Origin of the sequence: Burkholderia thailandensis E264 (genome assembly GCF_000012365.1) — a bacterium.
GTDB classification, from domain to species: Bacteria; Pseudomonadota; Gammaproteobacteria; order Burkholderiales; family Burkholderiaceae; genus Burkholderia; species Burkholderia thailandensis.
Genome location: NC_007651.1, coordinates 1,912,124 through 1,937,674, shown reverse-complemented (window position 1 = coordinate 1,937,674; position 25,551 = coordinate 1,912,124). Strand labels below are relative to the sequence as shown.

Here is a 25,551-nt window from a genome sequence, read left to right as displayed (position 1 = left end):
CAGTCCTGTTATTTGTCTTCGACTCGCAAGATCGCCAGGAACGCCTCCTGCGGGATCTCGACCGAACCCACCTGCTTCATTCGTTTTTTGCCTTCCTTCTGCTTTTCGAGCAGTTTCTTCTTACGCGTGATGTCGCCGCCGTAGCACTTCGCGAGCACGTTCTTGCGCAGCGCCTTGATGTTCTCGCGCGCGATGATATGCGCGCCGATCGCCGCCTGGATCGCGACGTCGTACATCTGGCGCGGAATGATCTCGCGCATCTTCGCCGCCACTTCGCGGCCTCGATACTGCGACTGCGAACGGTGAACGATGATCGACAGGGCATCGACCTTGTCGCCGTTGATCAGCATGTCGACCTTCACGACGTCGGACGTCCGGTATTCCTTGAACTCGTAGTCCATCGACGCGTAACCGCGCGACACCGACTTCAGCCGATCGAAGAAGTCGAGCACGATTTCCGCCATCGGGATCTCGTACGTGAGCTGCACCTGCCGGCCGTGGTATTGCATGTTGATCTGCGTGCCGCGCTTTTGCTCGCACAGCGTGATCACCGAGCCGACGTAATCCTGCGGCATGTACAGGTTGACCGTCACGATCGGCTCGCGAATCTCGGCGATCCGCGCGGGCTCCGGCATCTTCGCCGGGTTCTCGACCATGATCGTCGCGCCGTCGCTCTGCACGACCTCGTAGACGACCGTCGGCGCGGTCGTGATGAGATCCATGTCGAACTCGCGCTCGAGCCGCTCCTGCACGATCTCCATGTGCAACAGCCCCAGGAAGCCGCAGCGGAAGCCGAAGCCGAGCGCCTGCGACACTTCGGGCTCGTACTGCAGCGACGCGTCGTTCAGCTTCAGCTTCTCGAGCGATTCGCGCAGCGCGTCGTACTGATTCGCCTCGACGGGATAGAGGCCCGCGAACACCTGCGGCTTCACTTCCTTGAAGCCCGGCAACGGCTCGGGCGCGGACTTCGTCGCGTGCGTGACCGTGTCGCCGACCTTTGCGGCCGTCAGTTCCTTGATGCCGGCGATGATGAAGCCCACCTGCCCCGCCGACAGCGATTCGAGATTGCGCGACTTCGGCGTGAACACGCCGACGTGCTCGACCGAATACTGCGCATCGGTCGCCATCAGCTTGATCTTTTCCTTCGGGCGCAGCGTGCCGTTGACGATGCGCACGAGCATCACGACGCCGACGTAGTTGTCGAACCACGAATCGATGATGAGCGCCTGCAGCGGCGCATCGGGATCACCCTTCGGCGGCGGCACCTTCGCGATCAGCGATTCGAGCACATCCTCGACGCCCAGGCCCGTCTTCGCGCTGCAGCGCACCGCGTCCATCGCGTCGATGCCGATCACGTCCTCGATCTCGGCGATCGCGTTCTCCGGGTTCGCGGCCGGCAGGTCGATCTTGTTGAGGACGGGCACCACTTCGACGCCGAGCTCGATCGCCGTGTAACAGTTCGCGACCGTCTGCGCCTCGACGCCCTGGCTCGCGTCGACGACGAGGAGCGCGCCCTCGCACGCGGACAGCGAGCGGCTCACTTCGTACGAGAAATCGACGTGCCCCGGCGTGTCGATGAGATTCAGGTTGTAGACCTTGCCGTCGCGCGCGCGATAGGTGAGCGCGGCGGTCTGCGCCTTGATCGTGATGCCGCGCTCGCGCTCGAGATCCATCGAGTCGAGCACCTGCGATTCCATCTCACGGTCGGACAGGCCGCCGCAAAGCTGGATGATGCGATCCGCGAGCGTCGACTTGCCGTGGTCGATGTGCGCGATGATCGAGAAGTTGCGAATATGATCCATTCAGTGCCGATCAAGCGAAAAAGGCGCGCTCGACGACCGCGGAGCACGCCTTGTAAGTCGGTGAAAAAACGGCTTATTTTAGCCGAAAAGGCCCGCCAGGGGCGGCATTTTGGACGTTGGGACGTCCGCCCCGGCCGGCGATCCGCCGCGCGGCCGTTCGATCGGCGCGGCAAGTCCCCAGGCACGAGCGGCGGCGAGACGGCCGCTCCGCCCTTGCGCGCCATTCACCGCATGGCGCTTCACGCCCCGCGCCGCGCAAGCGCCGCCCTGACCCGCGTCTCGTCGAACCGGTGCCGGCATACTTCGACGCCGTCGAGCAGCAGCACCGGCACGTCCTCGTCATAGCGCGCGACGAGCGCCGGATCCGCATCGATGTCGACATAGTCGACGCTCGCCGAGCATTCGGCCGCCACGGGCGCGAGCGCATCGCGCATGTCGTCGCACAAATGGCACCAGCCGCGGCCATACAGCGTGAAACGCGCGGCGGCGATCACTTCTGGCGCGGCCGGATCGGGATGAACTGCGTGTTGTCGCCGCGCCGCACGAGCACCGCGACCGCGCGCTGAGGATCGAGCTTCGACGTCACGTCGACGAACTGCTTCGCGCTCGAGATGTCGACGTCGCCGACGCGCAGCACGATATCGCCGCGCTGCAGCCCCGCGCGCGCGGCCGGGCCGTCGACCGCGTCGATCTGCACGCCGTTGCGCAGCTTGAGCGTCTTCAACTGCTCGGGCGACAGATCGCTGACCGCCAGGCCGAGCGCGCTGCTGCGCGGCTTCTGCTGCGGCGCCTGGCGGCTGCTTGCCTTCGCGATCTTGTCGGCCGGGAATTCCGCGATCGTGATCGGCAAATCGCGCGACTGCCCCTTGCGCCACACCGTCACCGTCGCCTTCGTGCCCGGCTTCGTGTCGCCGACCATGCGCGGCAGATCCGACGCCGTTTCGACCGAACGGCCGTTGAACTTCAGGATGATGTCGCCCGGCTGGAGGCCCGCCTTGTCGGCCGGACCGCCCGACTCGACGCTGCTGACAAGCGCGCCTTCGGCCTTCGGCAAACCGATCGAATCGGCGACTTCCTTCGTCACCTCGCCGATCGCGACCGCGATCCGGCCGCGCGTGACCTTGCCCGACGCTTTCAGCTGCTCGGCGACGCGCATCGCCTCGTCGATCGGAATCGCGAACGAGATCCCCATGAAACCGCCCGTGCGGCTGTAGATCTGCGAGTTGATGCCGATCACCTCGCCCTGCATGTTGATGAGCGGGCCGCCCGAGTTGCCGGGGTTGACCGCGACGTCCGTCTGGATGAACGGCAGATAGTCGCCGGTGTTGCGGCCCTTCGCGCTGACGATGCCGGCCGTGACCGTGTTGTCGAGACCGAACGGCGAACCGATCGCGACGACCCATTCGCCGACGCGCACGCGGTTCGAATCGCCGATCGCAACGGTCGGCAGGCTCGACGCGTTGATCTTCACGATCGCGACGTCGGTGCGCTCGTCGACGCCGATGAGCTTCGCCTTGAATTCGCGCTTGTCGGTGAGCGTCACGTAGATCGTGTCCGCGTCGTCGACGACATGCGCGTTCGTCATCACGTACCCGTCCGGCGACAGGATGAAGCCCGAGCCGACGCCGCGGTTCTGCTCGGTGTCCGGTGCGTCGGGCGCGCTCGGCGCATTCTTCTGCCCGCCCGGCGGCTGCGGCAGCGGAATGCCGAAGAAGCGGCGGAAGAACTCCGACATGTCGCCGTTGTCGAGGCCGGGCGGCAGCGCGCCGCGCGTATCGGCCGGCACGTTCGCCGTCGTCCGGATGTTGACGACGGCCGGGCCGACCCTCTCGACGAGGTCCGCGAAATCGGGCAAACCGGCGCGCGTCGTGGGCGCGGCGCCCGTGGCGGCAGGCGCGGTCGTGACATTCGAAGCCGCCGTCGCCGATTGCGCGGCAAGCGGCGTCAAGGCCGTCACCGCCGCAGCGACGAGCCAGGTGCGCAGCGAGGGATTCATCATGTCGGAAACCGAGAGGTTACTTGGAAGCCTTGTATTCTATGGCAGACGCGAACTGCTGCAACGTCGCGGGAGGCGCTTCGCCGAGAACCGTGATCCAGAAATCGCCGCGGCGCTTGACGAGCACGTGCGTCGCGCCCGTGCCGCCCGCCCCTTCCTTGCGGCTGTTCTTCTCGGCGGGTTCGATGAAGACCGAGATCGTCGCGAGGCCGTCGGTGAACACGGCCTGATCGACGGGAATCGGCGGATCGTTCGCGTCGCGCGCGGCCATCGGACGGCGCACTTCGCGGATCTTGCGGAAGCCCGCGACGGTCGGCGCGATCTGCCAGCCCTGCGCCTCGATGTCGACGGGCGACACGGGCGGCCGAACGACGGTCCAGCCGCCGAGATGGCGCATGCCGGCCGCGATCGTGGTTTTCTGGCTCGGCCCCGCGGCGCCGAGCTGCAGTTGCGAGAAGGCGATCTGCTCGAGCACGCGATCGTCGGCGTCGAGCGTCTGCGAACGCAGCAGAAGCCCCGTCTTCGCATCGGTCCACAGCTTGTACGCGAAGCGATACGCATCCTTCGGCACGAGCTCGACGACCTGCGCGTCGAGGCCCGCGACGCGGTCGCGCCCGAGCGACTTCGGCTCGTAGACGGACAGCACCTGCTCGCCGCTCGCGCCGAGCAGCGCGGGGAACGAATCCTTGTTCTGGCGGCGCTCGACGACGCAAAGCCGCCGCTCGGGCACGAACGTATAGAGATCGTCGTTGTGACGCAGCAGCTTGCGCGGCTTGCCATCGAGGCTCTCGACGCGCTCGTATTCGCCGTCGCCTTTCGACGCGACATGGACGATCCGCGACGATTGCACGTACGCGCCGCGTTGATAGACGAACGTCCCTTCGTAGTTCTGCTGCTGCGCGGCCAGCTGGATGCGATCAAGCCACTCGGCGGCTTGGCGCCGGGTGGCCACGGGATCGTCGGGCTGCTGCGCGGAGACGGGGGACTGGACGGACAACAGCGCGGCCGCGCATAGCAGCAGCGCCGGCAGCCGTCTCCAACCGAGAATGGCTTGATTCAACTGCAACGTCCGCATCGGGTTTATTGGCCTTGCGTGGTGACCGCTGTACGAATGACCGGCATCGAACCCGTCACGACGGGCTGTTGCGCGAATTGCTGATGCGCTTCGAGATATTGATCGAGGCTCGCGTCACGAATGATGTTCGCGTCCTGCGCGCCCGTCTGCGCAGCCGCCACGCGTTGCAGCGGGCCTTGTTGCGCGGGGCTCACCGACGCGACCTGCACGGCGCCCGGCGCGCCGACGCCCTGCATCTGCGGCACGACGATCCACGTCAGCGTTGCCGCGGCGGCGGCGACAGCGAACGCGGGCACGACGCGGCGGCGCAGCGCCAGCAGCCGGCGCGCGACGGGTGCGGCCGCGGGCGCGAGCAGGTGCGGCTCGGCCGCGAGGCTCGCCGAGAAGCGGGCCATGAACGCGCTGCTCTCGGCGGGCTTGAGCGTGAGCTCATCGGAGCGCAGCGCGTCACCGATCACGTGATATTGCGCCCAGGTCGCGCGCTCGGCGTCGCCCAGCCCCGCGAGAATCTGTTTCAGCGAAAGGCCCTCCGGCGCTTCGCCGTCGACCAGAGCGGACATGCGCTCGCGTTGCGAGCACGCCTGCGACTGCATAGAGACCGACCCCATGATGCTCCCCATCTTGCACACACCCCGTCGTGACACACGACTCCGTAACTAGACCCCAAACCGCTTCGATTCGCCGCAGGCGCTTACCAGCGCCTGCCTTCCGGCGTATCGAGCAGCGGCCGCAATTTTGCCGCGATCGCCTCGCGGGCGCGGAAGATCCGCGAGCGAACGGTGCCGATCGGGCATCCCATCATCTCCGCGATCTCTTCGTAGCTCAGACCTTCGATCTCGCGCAGCGTGATGGCCGTTCGCAGCTCTTCCGGCAGCAACGCCATCGCGGCGTTGACCGTCTGGGCGATTTGCTTGCTCATCAACATCGACTCAGGCGTGTTGATATCCCTTAGTTGGTCGGCGTCGGAGAAAGTTTCAGCCTCTTCGGCGTCCGCGTCGGTGGACGTGGGCGCCCGGCGTCCCTGGGTCGCAAGGTAGTTCTTCGCGGTATTGACGGCAATCCGGTACAACCACGTGTAGAACGCCGACTCGCCGCGAAACTGCGGCAACGCGCGATACGCCTTGATGAACGCGTCCTGGGCCACGTCCTCGACCTCCGCGGGATCCCGCACGAGGCGCGAGATCAGCCGGATGATCTTGCGGTGGTATTTGGAGACCAGGAGTTCGAACGCCGCCTTGTCGCCATTCTGTACGCGTTCGACCAGCGCCTGATCGATTTCTTTTTCACTCACCTGACAAATCCGTAAACGAGGGAAGCAACGCGGAGCGCTATTGTAACGTTCCCGCTCGAGCCGCTCTGGGCGATTTCGACCGGAAACGGCCGGCCGCGCAAGCAGTCACGCCGCCGCGAGCGTCCCGCGCGCGGCGCGCCGGCCGAGCACGCAGAGCGCGCGGAACACGGGCGCGTCGACCGCGTCGGCCGGGATGACGAGCGGCGTCGCGCGCCGGCCGCGGCCCTGCACCGCCAGCACGACGAGCAGGTCGCTCCACTGCGTGCAGCCGGCGATCCGCCCGCGCGCGAGGAGTCGCCCATCGCGATCGAACGCTGCGAGCACGCCCGCGCCGGCATCGATGCGCAACGCAGCCGGCTGACGCTGCCCGCAGGCAGCCCGCGCGCGCAACGCGACGAGCGCTGCGGCAAGCCACGCGAGCATCGCCGCCCCGCCGCCGCCGAAAAGCGGCTCGGCACAAGTGTAGACGGCCGCGCCGGCAACCGGCACGAACAGCGCGCACGCGGCGCGCAGCCGCGCCGACGCGCGCAGCACGACGTGCTGCGCGCCTGCCGACATGGCGTGGAACGGCTCCGTCAAGCGACCCCGCATCAGACGCGCTTGAAGACCAGCGTGCCGTTAGTCCCGCCGAAGCCGAAGGAGTTCTTCAACGCGACATCGATCTTCATCTCGCGCGCTTCGTTCGCGCAATAATCCAGATCGCACGCGGGATCCTGGTTGAAGATGTTGATCGTCGGCGGCGACACCTGGTTGTGGACGGCGAGGACCGTGAACACCGATTCGAGCCCGCCCGACCCGCCGAGCAGGTGGCCCGTCATCGACTTCGTCGAGTTGACGACGATTTGCTTCGCGTGATCGCCGAACGCCCGCTTGATCGCGACCGTTTCCGCGACGTCGCCAAGCGGCGTCGACGTGCCGTGCGCGTTCAGGTAGTTGACCTGATCGACGTTGATGCCGGCGTTGCGCAGCGCGGCCAGCATGCAGCGTCGCGCACCGTCGCCATCCTCGAGCGGAGCCGTCATGTGATACGCGTCGCCGCTCATCCCGTAGCCCCCGATTTCCGCGTAGATCTTCGCGCCCCGCGCCTTCGCGTGCTCGTACTCCTCGAGCACCATCACGCCCGCGCCTTCGCCGAGCACGAAGCCGTCGCGGTCCTTGTCCCACGGGCGGCTCGCGGTCGCCGGATCGTCGTTGCGCTGCGACAGCGCGCGCGCCGCCGCGAAGCCGCCGATGCCGAGCGGCGACACCGTCGCCTCCGCGCCGCCCGCGATCATCACGTCCGCGTCGCCGTATTCGATGAGGCGCGCAGCTTCGCCGATGCAGTGCAGGCCGGTCGTGCAAGCGGTGACGATCGCCAGATTCGGGCCCTTGATGCCGAACTTGATCGACAGATGGCCGGACACCATATTGATGATCGACGCCGGCACGAAGAACGGCGAGATCCGGCGCGGGCCGCGGTTAAGCAGCTCGGTCTGCGTGACCTCGATCATCGGCAGCCCGCCGATGCCCGAGCCGACCACGACGCCGACGCGCTCCGCGTTTTCGTCGGTGACCTGGAAGCCGCTGTCCTGCATCGCCTGCATGCCGGCCGCGATCCCGTAATGGATGAACGTATCCATGTGGCGCGCTTCCTTCGCCGGGATGTAATCCTCGACGTTGAAGCCCTTCACCTCGCCTGCGAAGCGGGTCGAGAAGTTCGTCGCGTCGAACTTCGTGATATTGACGATGCCGGACTTGCCGGCCACGAGATTGGCCCAGCCGTCGGCAACATTATTGCCAACAGGCGAAATCAGCCCAAGGCCTGTAACAACAACACGACGGCGGCTCACGGTAACCTCTTTTCCATTGAATGACAAAAACAAAAGCCACAGCGGCCACAGGAACCACCCCTGCGAGCCCTGTGGCTGTTAGCTCGGCCGGCGAGAACGCCGACGCGATCGCGCATCCGGCGCAGCGTGTGCAAAAACTTGCAGACGACGCGCGTGTTACGCCTTGACGTTTGCGCGAGCGTAGTCGATCGCTTGCTGAACGGTCGTGATCTTCTCGGCTTCTTCATCCGGGATTTCCATGCCGAACTCGTCTTCGAGCGCCATCACGAGCTCGACCGTGTCGAGCGAGTCCGCGCCGAGGTCATTCACGAACGACGCTTCGTTCTTGATTTCAGCTTCGGCGACGCCCAGTTGCTCGGCGACGATCTTCTTCACGCGTTGTTCGATGTTGTCCATTACCCCTCCGAGGGAAAGTTCAGATTTACAAGTGCGCGCATTTTAACAGGTTTGATGCTGCCCAAAATGCGCGCCGGCTTTGCGGCCAGACAAGCGCCGATGCGCGGATGCGCATGCACGGCGCGGATGGTAAACGAATTCCGTTACGACATGAACATGCCGCCGTTCACGTGCAGCGTCGTGCCCGTGATATAGCCCGCCTGCGGCGACGCGAGGAACGCAACCGCATGCGCGATGTCCTCCGGGCTGCCCAGACGGCCGAGCGGAATCTGCGTCTTCAACGCGGCCTGCTGATCTTCCGGCAGGACCTTCGTCATGTCGGTGTCGATGAAGCCCGGCGCGACGCAGTTCACGGTGATGCCCCGGCTGCCGATCTCGCGCGCGAGCGCGCGCGTCATCCCCGCGACGCCCGCCTTCGCCGCCGCATAGTTGACCTGCCCCGGATTGCCCGCGGAGCCGACCACCGACGTGATGTTGACGATGCGTCCGCCGCGCGCCTTCATCATCGGACGCAGCACCGCACGCGACAGCCGGAACACGGCCTTCAGGTTCGTGTCGATCACGGCGTCCCACTCGTCGTCCTTCATCCGCATCGCGAGTTGATCCTGCGTGATGCCGGCGTTGTTGACGAGCACGTTCAGCGCGCCGAATTCCTTGAGCGTCGCTTCGACGAGCGCGTCGACCGCCGCCGCGTCGTTGACGTTCAGCACGGCGCCGCGGCCTTCGAGCCCGGCCTCCTTGAATGCGGCGCTGATGCCCTCGGCGCCCGCTTCGGTCGTCGCGGTGCCGATCACCGTTGCGCCGCGCCGCGCAAGTTCGAGCGCGATCGCGCGGCCGATCCCGCGCGACGCGCCGGTGACGATCGCGACTTGTTTGTCGAGAGTCTTGTCCATGCAGAGGTTCCGTGTTTCGGTTGAATCGGCAAGCTCGAGCGCTTGACGGCGTCAGGCGGCGAGCTTGAGCGCTTCGTCGAGCGACGCCGGATCGAACACCGACGCGCCGACCAGGTTGCTGTCGATACGCTTCGTGAGGCCGGCGAGCACCTTGCCCGGACCGCACTCGATCACGTGCGTCGCACCCTCGCGGGCGATGTGCCGCACGCACTCGACCCAGCGCACGGGGCCCGCCGCCTGCCGCACGAGCGCATCCTTGATCGCGGCGGGATCGGACACCACCGCGACGTCGATGTTGTTGACGACGGGAATCCGCGGCGTCTTCACGTCGACGTTCGCGAGATAGTCGCGCAGCTTGTCCGAGGCAGGCTTGAGCAGCGACGAGTGGAACGGCGCCGACACGGGCAGAGGCAGCGCGCGCTTCGCGCCCTTCGCCTTCGCGATCTCGCAGGCCATCTCGATGCCCGCCTTCGTGCCCGCGATCACGACCTGCGCGGGCGCATTGAAATTCACCGCTTCGACGACGCCCGCCGCCGACGCCTCGGCGCACACTGCGCGCACCGTATCGTCGTCGAGGCCGAGAATCGCCGCCATGCCGCCGACGCCGACGGGCACGGCCGTCTGCATCGCCTGCGCGCGAAAGCGCACGAGCGGAAGCGCGTCGCGAAACGCGATCGCGCCCGCGGCGACGAGCGCCGTGTATTCGCCGAGGCTGTGGCCCGCGACGATCGACGGCTGCGCGCCGCCCGCCTGCTGCCACGCGCGATAGCACGCATACGCGGCCGTCAGCATCACGGGTTGCGTATTCGTCGTCAGATTGAGTTCGTCGGCCGGGCCGTCGGCGATCAGCTTGCCGATATCCTGCCCGAGCGCATCAGACGCCTCGTCGAGCGTCTCGCGCACGACGGCGACATCGGCGAATGCATTGAGCATGCCGACCGATTGCGAGCCCTGGCCCGGAAAAACGAATGCAAATTTCATATCGTCCCCAATTGAATCGATTCGAGCGGCGCGCGCGAGCGGCGCGCCGATGGGATGCGCGAGACGTGCGGCTCAGTACCGGAAGACCGACGCGCCCCACGTGAAGCCGCCGCCGACGCCTTCGATCAGCACGTGCTGACCGCGCTTGATGCGGCCGTCGCGCACGGCGACGTCGAGTGCGAGCGGAATCGACGCGGCGGACGTGTTGCCGTGCTCGTCGACGGTGACGATCATGCGTTCCTGCGGCAGGCCGAGCTTGCGGCACGTGCTCGTCATGATACGGATATTGGCCTGGTGCGGAATCAGCCAATCGATCTGCTCCGGCGCGAGCGCCGCCTTCGACAGCGCTTCTACCGCGACCTTCTCGAGCACGTTCACGGCAAGCTTGAAGACGGCCTGACCGTCCATGTGCAGGAACGCGCTGCCCGCGATGACGCCGCGGTTCACGTTGCCCGGCGTGCAGAGGATGTTCGAGTAGCTGCCGTCCGCGTGCAGCGCGCTGCCGAGGATGCCCGGCTCTTCGGAAGCCGACAGCACGACGGCGCCCGCGCCGTCGCCGAACAGCACGCAGGTCGTGCGGTCCTTGAAGTCGAGGATGCGCGAGAACGTCTCCGCGCCGACGATGAGCGCCGTGCGATGCTGCCCCGTGCGGATGAAGCTGTCGGCCATCGCGAGCGCATACGCGAAACCCGAGCACACGGCCTGCACGTCGAATGCGGCGCCGCCGTTCTTGATGCCAAGCTTGTTCTGCAGCAGGCACGCCGTGCTCGGAAACACGAAATCGGGCGTCGACGTCGCGACAATGATGAGGTCGATCGACTGCGGATCGACATCGGCCGCCTCGATCGCGCGCTGCGCGGCGACGAACGCGAGATCGCTCGTCGTCACGTCGGGCGCGGCGAAGTGCCGCGCGTGAATGCCCGTGCGTGCGACGATCCACTCGTCGCTCGTCTCGATGCCGTCCTTCGCGAGACGATCGGCGAGTTCTTGATTCGTGACGCGGTCGGGCGGCAAATAGCTACCCGTGCCGAGCACGCGGGAATAGAGGGTCGATTGGGCCATTATGTCTTCGAGGAAAGCGCGGCGGAGGGCTCGGCTGGCTGGCCTGCGGACGGACTCGCCTGCCCCGCCCCGTCCGCGTCGCGACCGCTTTCGCCAAGCGGCGCGGCATTCTCCGCCATCGCTCGCGAAAGGCGCTCCAGCACGCCATTTTTGACGGCATCATACCCGCGTTTGATCGCCCACTCAAACGCGTACGCGTCGGCGGAACCGTGACTCTTGATGACGAGACTGCGCAGCCCCAGCAGCGCCGCGCCGTTGTACTGGCGATGATCGACGCGCTTCTTGAAGCGCAGCAGCACGGGCAGCGCGAGCAGCGCCATCAGCTTCGACAGCAGCGAGCGGCTGAACTCTTCCTTGATGATGTCGGCGAGCATCTGCGCGAGACCTTCGGACGTCTTCAATGCAACGTTGCCAACGAAGCCATCGCAGACGATCACGTCGACGGTGCCCTTGTAGATGTCGTTGCCCTCGACGTTGCCGCGGAAATTCAACGTGCTCGCGCGCAATAGCTCGCCGGCGCGCTTGATCGTTTCGTTCCCCTTGATGACCTCCTCGCCGATATTGAGGAGACCGATCGTCGGCCGCTCCTTGCCCTCGAGCGCCGCGACGAGCGCGTGCCCCATCTCGGCGAACTGCAGCAGGTGCTGCGGCTCGCAGTCGACGTTCGCGCCGAGGTCGAGCATCATCGTGTAGCCCGTCGGATTCGGCAGCGCGAACGCGATCGCGGGCCGCTCGATGCCGGGCAGCGTCTTCAGCACGTAGCGCGACACCGCCATCAGCGCGCCGGTGTTGCCGGCGGAGATGCACGCCTGCGCCTCGCCTTCCTTCACGTGATTGAGGGCCACGCGCATTGAAGAGTCCTTCTTCTTGCGCAGCGCCACTTCGACGGGATCGTCCATCGCGACCACTTCGGCGGCCGGCACGACGGACAGCGCAGGCTCGTCGAGCGCCTTGCACTTCTTGAGTTGCGCCCGGATCGCGCTTTCGATGCCGACGAGCATCAGGTGTGCATCGGGATGCGAGCGAACGAACTTGACTGCGGCGGGAACGGTCACGGACGGGCCGTGGTCGCCTCCCATGCAATCGATTGTGAGCTTTACAGTCATGGAATGCGACGAATTTCAGGCACAAAAAAGCGGCAGTTGAATGCCGCCTTTTTGTTGAGCCAGGAAAGTGTCAAAGCGAACCGGTTGTCGCGCGAGGTGCCCGAATGGCCATCAGACGCGCGTCACGGAGACGGAAACGCTTAGTCGTTCTTCGTCTTGACGACTTTCTTGCCGCGATAGTAGCCGTTCGGGCTGATGTGGTGACGCAGGTGCACTTCACCCGTGCTCGGCTCGACGGCGAGCGGCGCGCTCGTCAGGAAATCGTGCGAACGATGCATGCCGCGCTTCGACGGCGACTTCTTGTTTTGTTGAACTGCCATGACTAACTCCTAAAAATTTTCCGGATTCTAACACAGCCCGATCCGGCGCTTGCTACCCCGGCCCTGCGGCCTCACGCCTTCCCGCGCCCCAACTGCTTAGTGTTTGTCGCCGTCGCCGCCCTTTTTCAGCGCTTCGAGCGCCGCGAACGGATTCGGCCTGTCGCTTTCGCCCGCCGATTCGTCGGACGTATCGTCCGTATCGGCCGCGGGACCGCTCGCGCCCGATACGAGGCTTTCGTGCACCGCCGGACAGACTTCGTGCTTCGGCACGAGCGGCAGCGAAAGAAGCAACTCCTCTTCGATCAAGTCGACGAGATCGAACTGGCGCGAGCCGACGATCACGTCGATTTCCTCTTCGTCGAGCGGAAATTCCTCCGCCTCCTCTTCGGTGGCGACGACCCGATACACGACGTCGATATCGAACGGCTGCTCGTACGGCCTCATGCAGCGCTGGCATTCGAGCCATGCGGCGCCATGCAGCGCGAGCCGCAGATAGGGCTGCGCCCCCTCCGTGCCGTCGTCCTGCAGTTCGGGCTGCGTCGAGCCCTCCGCCTGCCACGTGAATACGGTATCGCGCTCTGGCGCGTCCGCCGGCACTTCGTTTAACATGCGCGGCAACTGCGAGAGCCGGACGGCGCCCGCGGCCTGCCGGGCGCTGCGCGCAAATTCGAACAGATCGATCGCGTGCGGATCGAGCGAAACCGCAGGCTTGCCTGAAGACGGGTTCATGTGCGCTCCTGCCTTATCAACCCTCGGTGCAACTCGTTCGTGCAGCGGATTGCGCGGCCCAGCGCCCCGTGCCGCGGGATGCATGACGCATCCGGGCCGCTCGGTTCGCCGGCGGACGCTCGCAAAACCCCTGCCGATGAAAAGCGCAAGAGCATACCTGTTTTATCTTTTCGAGTCAAACACTTAAGACTGGACTTCGCCGAACACCCAGCCGCCTCGCGCTCGCATGCCCGCGTGCGGTGGAGCGGCGGCAATTCCTTCACCTCCGACCTTTCGAACCAACCAATACTCGACACCCCATCATGCAGCACGACGCTTCCAGCCTGCCGCGGCTGATTCTCGCCTCCAGCTCGCGCTACCGCCGCGAGCTCCTCGAACGCCTGCGCGCGCCGTTCGACGTCGTCACGCCCGAAGTCGACGAGACGCCGCTGCCGGGCGAAACGCCGTCCGCGACCGCGCTGCGTCTCGCCGCCGCGAAGGCGCGCGCCGCGGCCGAGCGCGTCCGTGCGCCTCACGGCGCGCTCGTGATCGGCTCCGACCAGGTCGCGACCTTCGATGGGCTGCAGATCGGCAAGCCGGGCACGCACGAGCGCGCGCTCGCGCAACTGCAGGCGATGCGCGGCCGCGACGTCGAATTCCACAGCGCGCTGTGCCTGTACGACAGCCGCTGCGGCCAAACACAGATCGAAGACGTCGTGACACGCGTACGATTCCGCACGCTGACCGACGTCGAGCTCGACGCCTATTTGCGCGCGGAGACGCCATACGACGTCGCGGGCAGCGCGAAATCGGAAGGGCTCGGCATCGCGCTGCTCGACGCGATCGATTCCGACGACCCGACGGCACTCGTCGGCCTGCCGCTCATCGCGCTCACACGGATGCTGCGCGCAGCGGGCTATCCTCTCTTCGACGCGCCGGCGTCGGCCGCCGACGGAGCGAACGGACAATGACGGCAGGCACGCTCTATCTGATTCCGAACACGCTCGGCGAAGGCGACGCCGCGATGCTCGCCGCCGTGCTGCCCGCCGCCGTGCAGGCGCGCGCCGCGTCGCTCGGCTACTACATCGGCGAGAACGCGAAGACGACTCGCGCGTTCCTGAAGAAGATCGGCACCGAACGGCCGATCCAGGAAATCGAGATCCGCGAGCTGAACGTGAAGACGCCGGCGAGCGAGATCGACCGCCTGCTCGCGCCGGTGCTCGCGGGCGCCGACGCGGGGCTCGTGTCGGAAGCCGGCTGCCCCGCCGTCGCCGATCCCGGCGCGCTGCTCGTGCGCCGCGCGCACGAGCGCGGCGTGAAGGTCGTGCCGCTGGTCGGGCCGAGTTCGATCCTGCTCGCGCTGATGGCATCCGGCCTGAACGGACAAAGCTTCGCGTTTCACGGCTATCTGCCCGTCGACGCCGCCGCGCGCGCGAAGCGCCTGCGCGAACTCGAACAGCAGTCGCGCCACGCGAATCAGACGCAAATCTTCATCGAGACGCCGTACCGCAATCACGCGATGCTCGATGCGCTCGTCGCGACGTGCGCGCCGTCGACGCTCGTGTGCGTCGCGGCCGACCTGACGCTCGCGACCGAGACGATCGCGAGCCGTTCGGCGGCGCAATGGAAAAAGGCGCCTGTGCCCGATCTGCACAAGCGCCCCGCGATCTTCCTGCTGCTCGCGAACTGAGGCGAAGCCCGGCGAACCGGGTGCAGCGCTGCGCGCCGTCAGCGCAGCTTCAGCTCGGCGCCGGCGACGGCCGCCTTCAGCGCGGCCTTGCCGACCGCCGCGCCGAAGCGGCGCGCGACGCGGTCCGTCAGGCTTTCCTTGACCGTGTAGTCGACGAGATCCGGCGCCTTCAGCACGTCGCGCGCGACAGAATCGGTCGTCCCGTAATCGTCGGCGAGGCCGAGCTCGATGCTCTTCGCGCCCGTCCAGAAGAGTCCGGAAAAGATGTCCGGCGATTCGTGCAGCCGCGCGCCGCGGCCGTCCTTCACCGCCTTGATGAACTGCGCATGGATCTCGTCGAGCATTTCCTGCGCGTGCGCGTCCATCTTCGGCGTCTCCGGCGAGAACGGATCGAAGAAGCCCTTGTTCTCGCCCGACGTGTGCAGGCGCCGCTCGACGCCCAGCTTGTCCATCAGGCCGGTGAAGCCGAAGCCGTCCATCAGCACGCCGATCGAGCCGACGATGCTCGCCTTGTCGACGTAGATCTTGTCCGCCGCCGCCGCGATGTAATAGCCGCCCGACGCGCACATGTCGGAGACGACGACGTAAAGCGGCTTCGCCGGATACTTCTTGCGCAGCCTGCGGATCTCGTCGTAGACGATGCCCGCCTGCACCGGGCTGCCGCCCGGGCTGTTGATCTTCAGCACGACGCCGACCGTGCCCGAATCCTCGAACGCGCTGTCGAGCGCCGTGTTGATGTCCTCGGCGTTCGCGTTGGTGCTCGCGGCGATCTCGCCGTCGATCGTCACGACCGCCGTGTGACGGCCGCTCGCGAGCTTGCTGCCGTCGCCGGACACGCTGAGGAACGCGAACGCGAGCGCGCCGAGCACGGCGAGGAACGCGAAGCGGAAGAAGATCCTCCAGCGTCGCGCGGCGCGCTGCTCCTTGATCGCCGCGAGCGCGACGCGCTCGAGCACGGCGCGCTCCCAGTTCGGTTCTCGGGAGGCGGCGTTCGCAGCGGGGGACGAAGACGAATCGGGCGGGTTGATTTGATCGGACATGCTTGAAAATCAGTGGTCGGAAGAGATCGGGCGCAGATCGCCGTCGGGCAGCCAGAACACCGCCCGGCCGGCGGGCGTGTCCCGCTCGTCGACCTGGACGGCGCGCAACCGCGCGCCGCGGCACGGGCCGCCGACGCACTTGCCCGTCTCGGGCTCGTAGATCGCGCCGTGCGTCGCGCACATCAAGTATAAGCCTGACGATTCGAAGAACTGTCCCTCGGCCCAGTCTAGTTCCATCGGCACGTGCGCGCAGCGGTTCAGGTAACCGTACGCGCGCCCTTCGTAGCGCACGAAGAACACGACGGCGGGCTCGCCGCGCAGCGTCGCGTCGAGCCGCACGCCCGCGCCGCCGTCGACGAGCGCATCGGCCGCGCACACGAAGCGCGCGTCGTCTCCGCCCGTCATGCGTGCTCCCGCAGCCAACTGGCGAGCGATGCGACGTCGGGCGCGACGAAGCGCGGCGACAGCGCCGCGAGCGCGTCAGCCGAATGCGCGCCGTACGCGACGCCGATGCCCGCCGCGCCGGCGCTCGCCGCCATCTGCAGGTCGTGCGTCGTGTCGCCGATCATCACGGTGCGCGCCAGATCCTGCCCCAGTTCGCGCGACAATTCCTGCAGCATCGCCGGATGCGGCTTCGAGAACGTCTCGTCCGCGCAGCGCGTGGCGTCGAAGAGGCTCGTGAGCTTCGCCTGATCGAGCGCGCGATTCAACCCGACGCGCCCCTTGCCCGTCGCGACGGCGAGCAGGTAGCCCGTGTCGCGCAGTTCTTCCAGCATTTCGCGCACGCCGCCGAAGAGCTCGGTTCGCTGGTCCTTGATCAGATAGTGGAACCGGTAGCGCTCGGCGAGCCGCGGATAGTCGGCGGGATCGACGCTCGGCGCGGTCACGGCGAGCGCGTCGCGCAGGCCGAGCCCGATCACGTAGCGGGCCGCCTCGTCGGACGGCGCGGGCACGCCGAGATCCCGGCACGCGGCCTGGATGCACTGCGCGATGTGCGCGGTCGAATCCATCAGCGTGCCGTCCCAGTCGAAGACGATCAGATCAAATTGCTGTCGTGCCATGCGTGTCATGCGGTATCGCGCAAGTCGGTGAGTTGATCGAGGAATTGCCGGCACTCGGCGGGCAGCGGCGCGTCGAACTGCAGCGGCTCGCCCGTCAGCGGATGCGCGAGGCGCAACCGGTGCGCGTGCAGGAACATCCGCTTGATCGACGGCACCGCGCTCGCGCGCGCAAGCGCCTTGTTCAGCGCGAAATCGCCATACTTGGCGTCGCCGACGATCGGCAGGCCGAGATGCGCGAGGTGCACACGGATCTGATGGGTCCGACCCGTTTTGAGTTCCGCTTCGACGAGCGCGTAGTCCGGCCAGCGGTCGACGAGATTGAACACCGTGTGCGACGGCAGCCCGTCCTCCTGGACCCGCACGCGCCGCTCGCCGTCGGGCGTCGCGTACTTGAAAAGCGGCGCCTTCACCGCGCGGCGGCGGCCCCAGTCGGCCGCCCAGTCGCCGTGCACGCAAGCGAAGTAGCGCTTGTCCATCCGATTCTCGCGAATCTGCTCGTGCAGCCCGACGAGCGCGGAGCGCTTCTTCGCGAGCATCAGGATGCCCGAGGTCTCGCGGTCGAGCCGGTGCACGAGTTCGAGGAACTTCGCGTGCGGCCGCGCGTGGCGCATCTGCTCGATCACGCCGAACGCGACGCCGCTGCCGCCGTGCACGGCGACGCCCGCCGGCTTGTTCAGCGCGATGATCGCGTCGTCCTCGAACAGGATCTCGAATTCCGCCGCGGGCACGGGCGCGGGGCCTGCCGCGCGCGCGAGGTCGGCCGCCGCGACGCGCACGGGCGGCACACGCACGACGTCGCCGAACGCGAGCCGGTATTGCGCATCGATCCGGCCCTTGTTCACGCGGACTTCGCCGCTGCGCAGGATTCGGTAAATATGACTCTTCGGCACGCCCTTGCAGACGCGCAGCAGGAAGTTGTCGATGCGCTGCCCGGCGGCGCTTTCGTCGATCTCGATGAGCGAAACCTGACCGCTTGCGACCGAATTATGGGATTTTTTGCCTAACTCATTCATACTGAATATAATTTTGCGCAGCCTTCCGTAGCGGAGCGGCCTGATCGGCCGGTTTTCGGACGGACTGCGCGAGGCGCAAGCGCAAACTGTTATTTTACTTGCGCCCGGGGCGTGCTGCTCGTCCTCATGAATGAAAGCAGCAAGTTGCACGCACGGCACCCCGCTCAGGCAGGGATCGCGCCCACAGGCGGATTCGGTTTGAGCCGTGCCGCGGTAACGGAATGTTGGACAAAAAGAATTTGTTGGAGGCTGCGGCGCGGCGCGATGTAAGCCCGGCGCAGTTTCCTGTTGCGAATAGAACGGCGTGCGCCCGATGTGGCTCCGCGAGAGCGCGGGGCTTGGCGACGTCAAAACCAAGGAAGGAACACCCCAGGCGGGAAAGTCGGGCTGGATTCGATACTCCCCGCTGCGGCCGAGCCGCAGCATATGCCGCCCCCCGGCGCCGCGCGCAACTTGCGCCGCGCCCCGCGGCAGTGCCCGGTCGGAGGCTTAGCGCGCCCTGCGGCGCGCGGAGTGTCGACGCCGTGTGCTTTGAAGCCGTGTTCGCAGGCGCCCTCTGGCCGCGACCCGCCGTATGGGTTCGCGCCTCATCAGGCCATTCTCCCGCCATCGTTCCCGCTCCAGCGTGCTTGTGACAACACAACAAGGCGCGGCCTGACGTCGTCCCGCGCTCCGCCTGACAACCGGAGCGCACCGCCGGCAGAGCCGCCTGGAGTCGTTCAATGAAACGCATGCTGTTCAATGCGACGCAGCAGGAAGAACTGCGCGTCGCCATCGTCGATGGGCAGAAGCTCATCGACATCGACATCGAAACCGCCGGCCGCGAACAACGCAAAGGCAACATCTACAAGGGCGTCGTCACCCGCATCGAACCGTCGCTCGAAGCCTGCTTCGTCAACTACGGCGAAGACCGCCACGGCTTCCTGCCGTTCAAGGAAGTCGCCCGCCAGTACTTCAAGGAAGGCGTCGACATGCGCTCCGCGCGCATCCAGGACGCGTTGCGCGAAGGCCAGGAGCTGATCGTCCAGGTCGAGAAGGAGGAGCGCGGCAACAAGGGCGCGGCGCTCACCACCTTCATCTCGCTCGCCGGCCGCTATCTCGTGCTGATGCCGAACAACCCGCGCGGCGGCGGCGTGTCGCGCCGCATCGAGGGCGACGAGCGCCAGGAACTGCGCGAGACGATGGCGCAACTGCAGATCCCCGACGGCATGAGCATGATCGCCCGCACGGCGGGCATCGGCCGCAGCGCCGAGGAACTGCAGTGGGACCTGAACTACCTGCTGCAGCTCTGGCGCGCGATCGAGGCGGCGTCGCAAAGCGGCCATCCCGGCCAGCCGATGCTGATCTACCTCGAATCGAGCCTCGTGATCCGCGCGATCCGGGACTATTTCCAGCCCGACATCGGCGAAATCCTGATCGACACGACCGAGATCTACGATCAGGCCCGCGCGTTCATGGACATCGTGATGCCCGACAACGTCGGCAAGGTGAAGCGCTATCACGACGACGTCCCCCTCTTCTCGCGCTTCCAGATCGAGCACCAGATCGAAACCGCGTACTCGCGCACGGTGCCGCTGCCGTCGGGCGGCGCGATCGTGATCGACCACACCGAGGCGCTCGTCGCGATCGACGTGAACTCGGCGCGCGCGACCAAGGGCGCGGACATCGAGGAGACGGCGACCCGCACGAACCTCGAGGCGGCCGATGAAGTGGCGCGCCAGCTGCGTCTGCGCGACCTCGGCGGCCTGATCGTGATCGACTTCATCGACATGGAGTCGGCCAAGAGCCAGCGCGAAGTCGAGCAGCGCCTGAAGGACGCGCTCAAGCACGACCGCGCGCGCGTGCAGATGGGCAAGATCTCGCGCTTCGGCCTGATGGAGCTGTCGCGCCAGCGCCTGCGCCCGGCCCTGTCCGAAGGCAGCCACGTCACCTGCCCGCGCTGCAACGGCACGGGCCACATCCGCGACACCGAATCGTCCGCGCTGCAAGTGCTGCGGATCATTCAGGAAGAAGCGATGAAGGAGAACACCGCGGCGATCCACTGCCAGGTGCCCGTCGAGGTGACGGCCTTCCTGCTCAACGAAAAGCGCCAGGAAATCAACAAGATCGAGTCGCGCTTCAAGGTCGGCGTCGTGCTGATCCCGAACAAGCACCTCGATACGCCGCACTACAAGCTCGAGCGCCTGCGTCACGACGATGCGCGCCTCGACGATCCGCGCGCATCGTGGAAGATGGCCGAGGAAGCCGCCCGCGAGCTCGAGGCGGAAACCGGCTACAGCAAGCGCGCCGAGGAAACGAAGCCGCGCCAGGAAGCGGCCGTCAAGGGCATCACGCCCGAGCGTCCGGCGCCGAGCCCCGCGCCGCAGCGCCAGAGCGCGCCGGAAGCGGCTGCGCCCGTGGCCGCCGCGCCCGCGAGCGGCGGTTTCATGAAGTGGCTGAAGGGCCTGTTCGGCGTGCAGCCCGCCGCGGCGCCCGCACCGGCGCCCGCCGCGCAGGAAGCGGCCGCGCGTCCGGCGCGCGAGCGTGGCGAACGCGGCGAGAAGGCCGAGCGCGGCGAACGCGGCGGCGATCGCAACCGCAACCGTCGCGGCGGCGCCGCGCAGCAAGCCGGCGGACGCGATCAGGCAGCGGCAGGCGGCGGCCGCGGTCAGGCGCAGCGCGCCGAGCGCGAAGGCAAGGAAACCCGCGAGCCCCGCGAAGGCCGCGAAGCACGCGGCGGCCGGGACAACCGGGAAGGCCGCGAAGCACGCGAAGCACGCGAAACCCGCGAACCGCGCGAACCGCGCGAACAACGCGAGCCGCGCGAACCCCGTGAGCCGCGCGAACAGCGCGAACCCCGCGAACGCGCCGAAACGGCCGACGCCTCGGAAGCGCCGCGCGGCGAGCGCCGTGAGCGCGGTGAGCGTCGCAAGCCGGCCCAGCACGTCGCGACGCTCGAAACCGTGAACCGCGGCGAAAGCGCACTCGCGGAAGCCGCTGAAAAGCCGGCGTACGCGCCTGGCGCGGAAGCCGGCGTCGACGCGGATTCGAACGCGCGTGACGGCGAGGAACGCCGCCGCCGCCGCCGCGGTCGCCGTGGCGGCCGCCGCGAGCGCGAGGACGAAGGCGCAGCGCACGCTGCGGAAGGCGGCGAAGGCGTGACGGTCGAAGCGTTCGAGCATGCCGAGCAAGCGCAGCAAGGCGTCGCGCCTGCCGCCGGCCACGAGCCGCAGCATGTCGCGCAAGCGGGCGCGGGTGCGGCGGCAGTCGCGGCTGCGGCCATCGCCGCTGATTCTGCCGCGCATGTCGAGAGCGGCGCGAAGGTCGAGCCGCAACCGGCAGCCGGGGCGCCCGTCGCCGACACGCAGCGTGCCGAGGCGGCGCCTGCGCGACTGGTCGAAGCGCCGGCGCAAGCCGCTTCGACGGCTCAAGCCGAAGTCGAGCAAGCCGCTCCGGCAACCGCGGCGCACGTACAGCCGGCTGCGGCCGATGTCGCGCACGAGCCCCCCGCTCCGGCCGCAACCGCCCCCGCCGAAGCCGCCCCGGCCGAAGCGCCTGCCGCGGAAGCGTCCGAAGTCGCCGCACCCGCGGTCGCTCCGGCCGTGGTCGCGGAGCCTGCGCCGGTCGCCGAAACGCAGCAGCCCGCTGCTGTCGCGGCGGCCGCACCGCTCGCAGCGCCTGTCGCGCACGAGCCGGCTCCCGTCGCCGAGACGCACGTCCCGGCGGCCGCTCGAGCCGAGGCGGCCACTCCGGCCTCCGTCTCGACCGCGGGCGCGAGCCTCGACACGGTGCTCGAAGCCGCCGGTCTCGTGTGGGTCAACACCGACACGGACAAGCTGCGCGCCGCGCAGGCCGCCGCCGCGCAAATCGTGCCGCCCGCGCGCGTGCCGCGCGAACGCAAGCCGTTGCCGCCCGTCGACGCGGCGCCGATGCAGCAGGTCGAGACGACGCACCGCTGATCCGGTCGTCCATCGCATGAAAAAGCCCGCCCCCAAAGGCGGGCTTTTTTGTCTGTGCTCCGGTTCTGCGGGTTTCCATGCCCGGCCCCATGCGGCGCTTCCGGCTAAAATGGAACTCTGACTTATCTTGCAACGCTCATGTCCCGACGCATCATTCCTGTGACCCCGGTGAGCACGACACCCGATCTGTCCGGCGCGCTGCTCGCGCCGAACGGCACGCTGCGCGACGCCCTGGCACGCCCGCTGCGCGACCTGCGCATCTCAGTCACGGACCGCTGCAACTTCCGATGCGTGTACTGCATGCCGCGCACCGTATTCGGCAAGGATTACCCGTTCCTGCCGCACAGCGCGTTGCTGACGCTCGAGGAAATCGAGCGCCTCGCGCGACTTTTCGTCGCACACGGCGTCGAGAAGATCCGCATCACGGGCGGCGAGCCGCTCTTGCGCAAGAACATCGAATTCCTGATCGAGCGCTTGGCGAAAATGACGACCGTCGACGGCCGTGCGCTCGACATCACGCTGACGACGAACGGCTCGCTGCTCGTGCGCAAGGCGAAGAGCCTGCGCGACGCGGGGCTCTCGCGCGTGACGGTCAGCCTCGACGCGCTCGACGACACGCTCTTCAAACGCATGAACGATGCCGATTTCGCGAGCGCCGACGTGCTCGACGGCATCTTCGCCGCGCATGCGGCGGGCCTTTCTCCCGTGAAGGTCAACATGGTCGTCAAGCGCGGCACGAACGACGCCGAGATCGTGCCGATGGCACGCCGCTTCAAGGGCACGGGCGTCGTGCTGCGCTTCATCGAGTACATGGACGTCGGCACGTCGAACGGCTGGAACATGGCCGAAGTGCTGCCGTCCGCCGACGTGATCGCGCGCATCGCCGAGCATTTCCCGCTCGTGCCGCTCGAGCGCAACACGCGTTCCGAGACCGCGCAGCGTTGGGGCTATGCGGACGGCAGCGGCGAGATCGGCGTGATCTCGAGCGTCACGCGCGCGTTCTGCGGCGATTGCACGCGCGCGCGACTGTCGACCGAGGGCCGGCTGTATCTGTGCCTCTTCGCATCGTCCGGCCACGACCTGCGCAGCCTCGTGCGCGGCGGCGCGACCGACGAGCAGATCGCCGCGCTGATCGGCCACATCTGGCAGGCGCGCACCGACCGCTACTCGCAACTGCGCGGCAGCGCGCAAGCGACGGAGGAAGCGCTCGGCGAAGCGAAGCGCGTCGAAATGTCCTACATCGGCGGCTAGGCCCGCCCGCGCCACGCGCCCCCGCTCTCGCCATGTCGTCGCGCACCGCGCCCGCTTCCCCGATCACCGGCCTGCTGCTCGCGGGCGGACGCGGCACGCGGATGGGCGGCGTCGACAAGGGGCTGCAGCCGCTGCGCGGCGAGCCGCTCGCACTGCACGTGCTGCGCCGGCTCGCGCCGCAAGTCGACGCGCTCGTCATCAGCGCGAATCGCCATCTCGATCGGTACGCGGCGCTCGGCGCGCCGTTTCGCGCGCAGATCGTCGCGGACGCGCACGCGGATTTCGCCGGCCCGCTCGCCGGGCTCGCCGCGGGCTTGCGCACGGCCGGCACGCCGCTCGTCCTGTGCGTGCCGTGCGATTCGCCGTTCCTGCCCGCCGATCTCGCCGCGCGCCTTGCCGCCGCGCTCGACGCGCAGCGCGCCGACATCGCGTTCGCGACGACTGTCGACGCGGGCGGCGGCGTCGCGCCGCAACCCGTCTTCGCACTCGTGCGCACCGCGCTCGCCGACGATCTCGCCGTGTATCTCGCGGCCGGCGAGCGCAAGATGCGCGCGTGGTACGCACGCCACAAGACGGTCGAAGTGCCGTTTAGCGACGAGCGGGCGTTTTACAATGCAAACTCTTTGCGGGACTTAGCCGGCCTCGAACGCGCGTGATAGGCCGCACCGCGTTCCGCGCGCCGCCTGCCGCTTGCGACGCGAGCGCTTCACGGCGGCGGCCGGGATGCCGGCCCCGAACACAATCCGCCTAGCGGCGCCTCGCCACCGATGACCACGCACACCACGCCCACGCCATCCGCCACGCCCGAGCACGCCGTCGCGCTGACCGTCGACGAAGCGCGCGCGCTCGCGTTGCGCTTCGCCGAACGCGTCGCGCAGGTCGAGCGCGTCGCGTTGCGCGACGCGCTCGGCCGCGTGCTCGCCGACGATATCGCGTCGCCATTCGACATTCCCGCATACGACAACGCCGCGATGGACGGCTACGCGTTCGACGGCGCGGCGCTCGCCGCACCCGCCGCCGACGGCATGCTGACGCTCGCAGTAGCGGGCCGCGCGCTCGCGGGACATCCGTTCGACGGCCCCCGCGTCGCGAAAGACGCGTGCGTGCGAATCATGACGGGCGCGCAGATGCCCACAGGCTGCGACACCGTGATCCCGCAGGAAAAAGTCGAGGCGACGAACGACGTCGCGCGCTTTCCGGCCTCGGCCGCCGCGCGCGGAGACCACTGCCGACGCGCGGGCGAAGATCTCGCGCGCGGCGCGAGCGCGCTCGCCGCCGGCCGCCTCGTGCGCGCGGCCGATCTCGGCCTGCTCGCGTCGCTCGGCATCGCCGACGTCACGGTGCGCCGCCGCGTGCGCGTCGCGTTCTTCTCGACGGGCGATGAACTGCAGACGCCGGGCGAGCCGCTGCGCGAAGGCGGCCTCTACGACAGCAACCGCGCGACGCTCGTCGGGATGCTCGCCCGCCTCGGCGTCGAGACGCTCGATCTCGGCATCGTTCGCGACAACCCCGCCGCGCTCGAAAGCGCACTGAAGACAGCGGCCGCGCAGGCGGACGCGGTCATCACGTCGGGCGGCGTGTCGGTCGGCGACGCGGACTTCACTCGCGCGCTGCTGGAAACGCTCGGCGACGTCACGTTCGCGAGCGTCGCGATGCGCCCGGGCCGTCCGCTCGCGTGCGGACGGATCTGGGCAAGCGGGCGCGCCGGGCGGCCCGCGCTCTTCTTCGGCCTGCCGGGCAACCCGGTCGCGGTCGCGGCAACCTTCATCGTGATCGTGCGCGACGCGCTCCTCGCGATGATGGGCGCCGACGCGCAGCCGCTCCCCCGCTACCCCGCCATCTGCGAGACGCCGCTCAAGAAGCGCGCGGGCCGCACCGAATATCTGCGCGGCCACGCGGCACGCGACGCGAGCGGCGTGTGGCGCGTGGCGCCCGCCGGCTCGCAAAGCTCGGCATCGCTCAAGAGCCTGAGCGACGCGAACTGCTTCATCGTGCTCGCGCACGACGCCGCGCGCGTCGACGCCGGCGCGACGGTCGACATCCTGCCGTTCGACGGCGCCATCTGAATCCGTTCTCAGCACTTCCACGGGGGCAACTCT

The 25,551-nt window shown here is 67.9% G+C and carries 25 protein-coding genes; 6 read left to right on the top strand and 19 right to left on the bottom strand.

The window, feature by feature from the left end; genetic code table 11:
* Nucleotides 1-8: 8 nt before the first annotated feature.
* The 15 genes from lepA to BTH_RS20945 all read right to left on the bottom strand — a co-directional run bounded on the left by lepA (nt 9) and on the right by BTH_RS20945 (nt 13,480).
* A complete protein-coding gene (gene lepA / locus BTH_RS21015) occupies nt 9-1,802 on the bottom strand; it encodes a translation elongation factor 4 (protein WP_009904470.1) in 1,794 nt (597 codons plus the stop codon).
* 239 nt (nt 1,803-2,041) lie between these two features.
* Nucleotides 2,042-2,296, bottom strand: a complete 255-nt coding sequence (locus BTH_RS21010; protein WP_009890016.1) for a glutaredoxin family protein — start codon at nt 2,294-2,296, stop codon at nt 2,042-2,044.
* A complete protein-coding gene (locus BTH_RS21005; protein WP_009890015.1) occupies nt 2,293-3,801 on the bottom strand; it encodes a DegQ family serine endoprotease in 1,509 nt (502 codons plus the stop codon). The genes BTH_RS21010 and BTH_RS21005 overlap by 4 nt, the downstream gene beginning before the upstream one ends.
* A 16-nt stretch (nt 3,802-3,817) precedes the next feature.
* A complete protein-coding gene (locus BTH_RS21000; protein ID WP_009908941.1) occupies nt 3,818-4,873 on the bottom strand; it encodes a MucB/RseB C-terminal domain-containing protein in 1,056 nt (351 codons plus the stop codon).
* Nucleotides 4,874-4,878: 5 nt separating this feature from the next.
* Complete coding sequence (locus BTH_RS20995) at nt 4,879-5,481, bottom strand: sigma-E factor negative regulatory protein (protein WP_011402146.1); 603 nt, start codon at nt 5,479-5,481, stop codon at nt 4,879-4,881.
* A gap of 83 nt (nt 5,482-5,564) precedes the next feature.
* Entirely contained in the window at nt 5,565-6,164 is a 600-nt protein-coding gene (rpoE, locus tag BTH_RS20990) for an RNA polymerase sigma factor RpoE (protein ID WP_006025804.1), read from the bottom strand.
* Nucleotides 6,165-6,269: 105 nt separating this feature from the next.
* Nucleotides 6,270-6,743, bottom strand: coding sequence for a hypothetical protein (locus BTH_RS20985; protein ID WP_009890011.1), 474 nt, complete (start codon nt 6,741-6,743; stop codon nt 6,270-6,272).
* An 11-nt stretch (nt 6,744-6,754) separates the two neighbouring features.
* A complete protein-coding gene (fabF, locus tag BTH_RS20980) occupies nt 6,755-7,993 on the bottom strand; it encodes a beta-ketoacyl-ACP synthase II (protein ID WP_009890010.1) in 1,239 nt (412 codons plus the stop codon).
* Nucleotides 7,994-8,149: 156 nt separating this feature from the next.
* A complete protein-coding gene (acpP, locus tag BTH_RS20975; RefSeq protein WP_004197638.1) occupies nt 8,150-8,389 on the bottom strand; it encodes an acyl carrier protein in 240 nt (79 codons plus the stop codon).
* A 143-nt stretch (nt 8,390-8,532) separates the two neighbouring features.
* Nucleotides 8,533-9,282: a 3-oxoacyl-ACP reductase FabG gene (gene fabG, locus BTH_RS20970; protein ID WP_009889992.1), complete on the bottom strand. Its 750-nt coding sequence runs from the start codon at nt 9,280-9,282 to the stop codon at nt 8,533-8,535.
* 51 nt (nt 9,283-9,333) lie between these two features.
* Complete coding sequence (gene fabD, locus BTH_RS20965; RefSeq protein WP_009889990.1) at nt 9,334-10,263, bottom strand: ACP S-malonyltransferase; 930 nt, start codon at nt 10,261-10,263, stop codon at nt 9,334-9,336.
* 72 nt (nt 10,264-10,335) lie between these two features.
* Nucleotides 10,336-11,325 carry a beta-ketoacyl-ACP synthase III gene (locus BTH_RS20960; protein WP_009889988.1) on the bottom strand — a complete coding sequence of 330 codons (990 nt, stop codon included), beginning with the start codon at nt 11,323-11,325 and terminating at the stop codon, nt 10,336-10,338.
* Entirely contained in the window at nt 11,325-12,431 is a 1,107-nt protein-coding gene (gene plsX, locus BTH_RS20955) for a phosphate acyltransferase PlsX (protein WP_009889987.1), read from the bottom strand. The genes BTH_RS20960 and plsX overlap by 1 nt, the downstream gene beginning before the upstream one ends.
* A gap of 140 nt (nt 12,432-12,571) precedes the next feature.
* Complete coding sequence (gene rpmF / locus BTH_RS20950) at nt 12,572-12,751, bottom strand: 50S ribosomal protein L32 (RefSeq protein WP_009889986.1); 180 nt, start codon at nt 12,749-12,751, stop codon at nt 12,572-12,574.
* 96 nt (nt 12,752-12,847) lie between these two features.
* The gene (locus BTH_RS20945) at nt 12,848-13,480 is read right to left on the bottom strand and encodes a DUF177 domain-containing protein (RefSeq protein ID WP_009889985.1); all 633 of its coding nucleotides are present in this window, start codon (nt 13,478-13,480) and stop codon (nt 12,848-12,850) included.
* A gap of 302 nt (nt 13,481-13,782) precedes the next feature.
* Here BTH_RS20945 and BTH_RS20940 point away from each other — a divergent pair, with 302 nt between their 5' ends.
* Together BTH_RS20940 and BTH_RS20935 are read left to right on the top strand one after the other, a co-directional pair.
* The gene (locus BTH_RS20940) at nt 13,783-14,430 is read left to right on the top strand and encodes a Maf-like protein (RefSeq protein WP_009889984.1); all 648 of its coding nucleotides are present in this window, start codon (nt 13,783-13,785) and stop codon (nt 14,428-14,430) included.
* Complete coding sequence (locus tag BTH_RS20935; RefSeq protein ID WP_009889983.1) at nt 14,427-15,149, top strand: SAM-dependent methyltransferase; 723 nt, start codon at nt 14,427-14,429, stop codon at nt 15,147-15,149. Before BTH_RS20940 ends, BTH_RS20935 begins: the two co-directional genes overlap by 4 nt.
* 38 nt (nt 15,150-15,187) lie before the next feature.
* Here the strand turns inward: BTH_RS20935 and BTH_RS20930 are convergent, their stop codons facing one another.
* From BTH_RS20930 to BTH_RS20915, 4 genes are read right to left on the bottom strand one after another with little or no spacing between them, the layout of a single operon-like run.
* The gene (locus tag BTH_RS20930) at nt 15,188-16,189 is read right to left on the bottom strand and encodes a S49 family peptidase (protein ID WP_009889982.1); all 1,002 of its coding nucleotides are present in this window, start codon (nt 16,187-16,189) and stop codon (nt 15,188-15,190) included.
* A 9-nt stretch (nt 16,190-16,198) separates the two neighbouring features.
* On the bottom strand, nt 16,199-16,594 hold the full coding sequence (locus BTH_RS20925; RefSeq protein ID WP_009889981.1) for a Rieske (2Fe-2S) protein: 396 nt from the start codon (nt 16,592-16,594) through the stop codon (nt 16,199-16,201).
* Nucleotides 16,591-17,250, bottom strand: a complete 660-nt coding sequence (locus tag BTH_RS20920; protein WP_009889980.1) for an HAD-IA family hydrolase — start codon at nt 17,248-17,250, stop codon at nt 16,591-16,593. The genes BTH_RS20925 and BTH_RS20920 overlap by 4 nt, the downstream gene beginning before the upstream one ends.
* 5 nt (nt 17,251-17,255) lie before the next feature.
* The gene (locus tag BTH_RS20915) at nt 17,256-18,263 is read right to left on the bottom strand and encodes an RluA family pseudouridine synthase (protein WP_009889979.1); all 1,008 of its coding nucleotides are present in this window, start codon (nt 18,261-18,263) and stop codon (nt 17,256-17,258) included.
* Nucleotides 18,264-18,985: 722 nt separating this feature from the next.
* Here BTH_RS20915 and BTH_RS20910 point away from each other — a divergent pair.
* The 4 genes from BTH_RS20910 (at nt 18,986) to glp (ending at nt 25,518) form a co-directional block, all read left to right on the top strand.
* Nucleotides 18,986-22,201, top strand: a complete 3,216-nt coding sequence (locus BTH_RS20910; protein WP_025404107.1) for an Rne/Rng family ribonuclease — start codon at nt 18,986-18,988, stop codon at nt 22,199-22,201.
* 138 nt (nt 22,202-22,339) lie between these two features.
* Nucleotides 22,340-23,452 carry a GTP 3',8-cyclase MoaA gene (gene moaA / locus BTH_RS20905; RefSeq protein WP_009889975.1) on the top strand — a complete coding sequence of 371 codons (1,113 nt, stop codon included), beginning with the start codon at nt 22,340-22,342 and terminating at the stop codon, nt 23,450-23,452.
* Between the two features lie 32 nt (nt 23,453-23,484).
* The gene (gene mobA, locus BTH_RS20900) at nt 23,485-24,108 is read left to right on the top strand and encodes a molybdenum cofactor guanylyltransferase MobA (protein ID WP_009889971.1); all 624 of its coding nucleotides are present in this window, start codon (nt 23,485-23,487) and stop codon (nt 24,106-24,108) included.
* Nucleotides 24,109-24,219: 111 nt separating this feature from the next.
* Entirely contained in the window at nt 24,220-25,518 is a 1,299-nt protein-coding gene (gene glp / locus BTH_RS20895) for a molybdopterin molybdotransferase MoeA (protein WP_009889970.1), read from the top strand.
* The last annotated feature ends 33 nt before the right edge of the window (nt 25,519-25,551 follow it).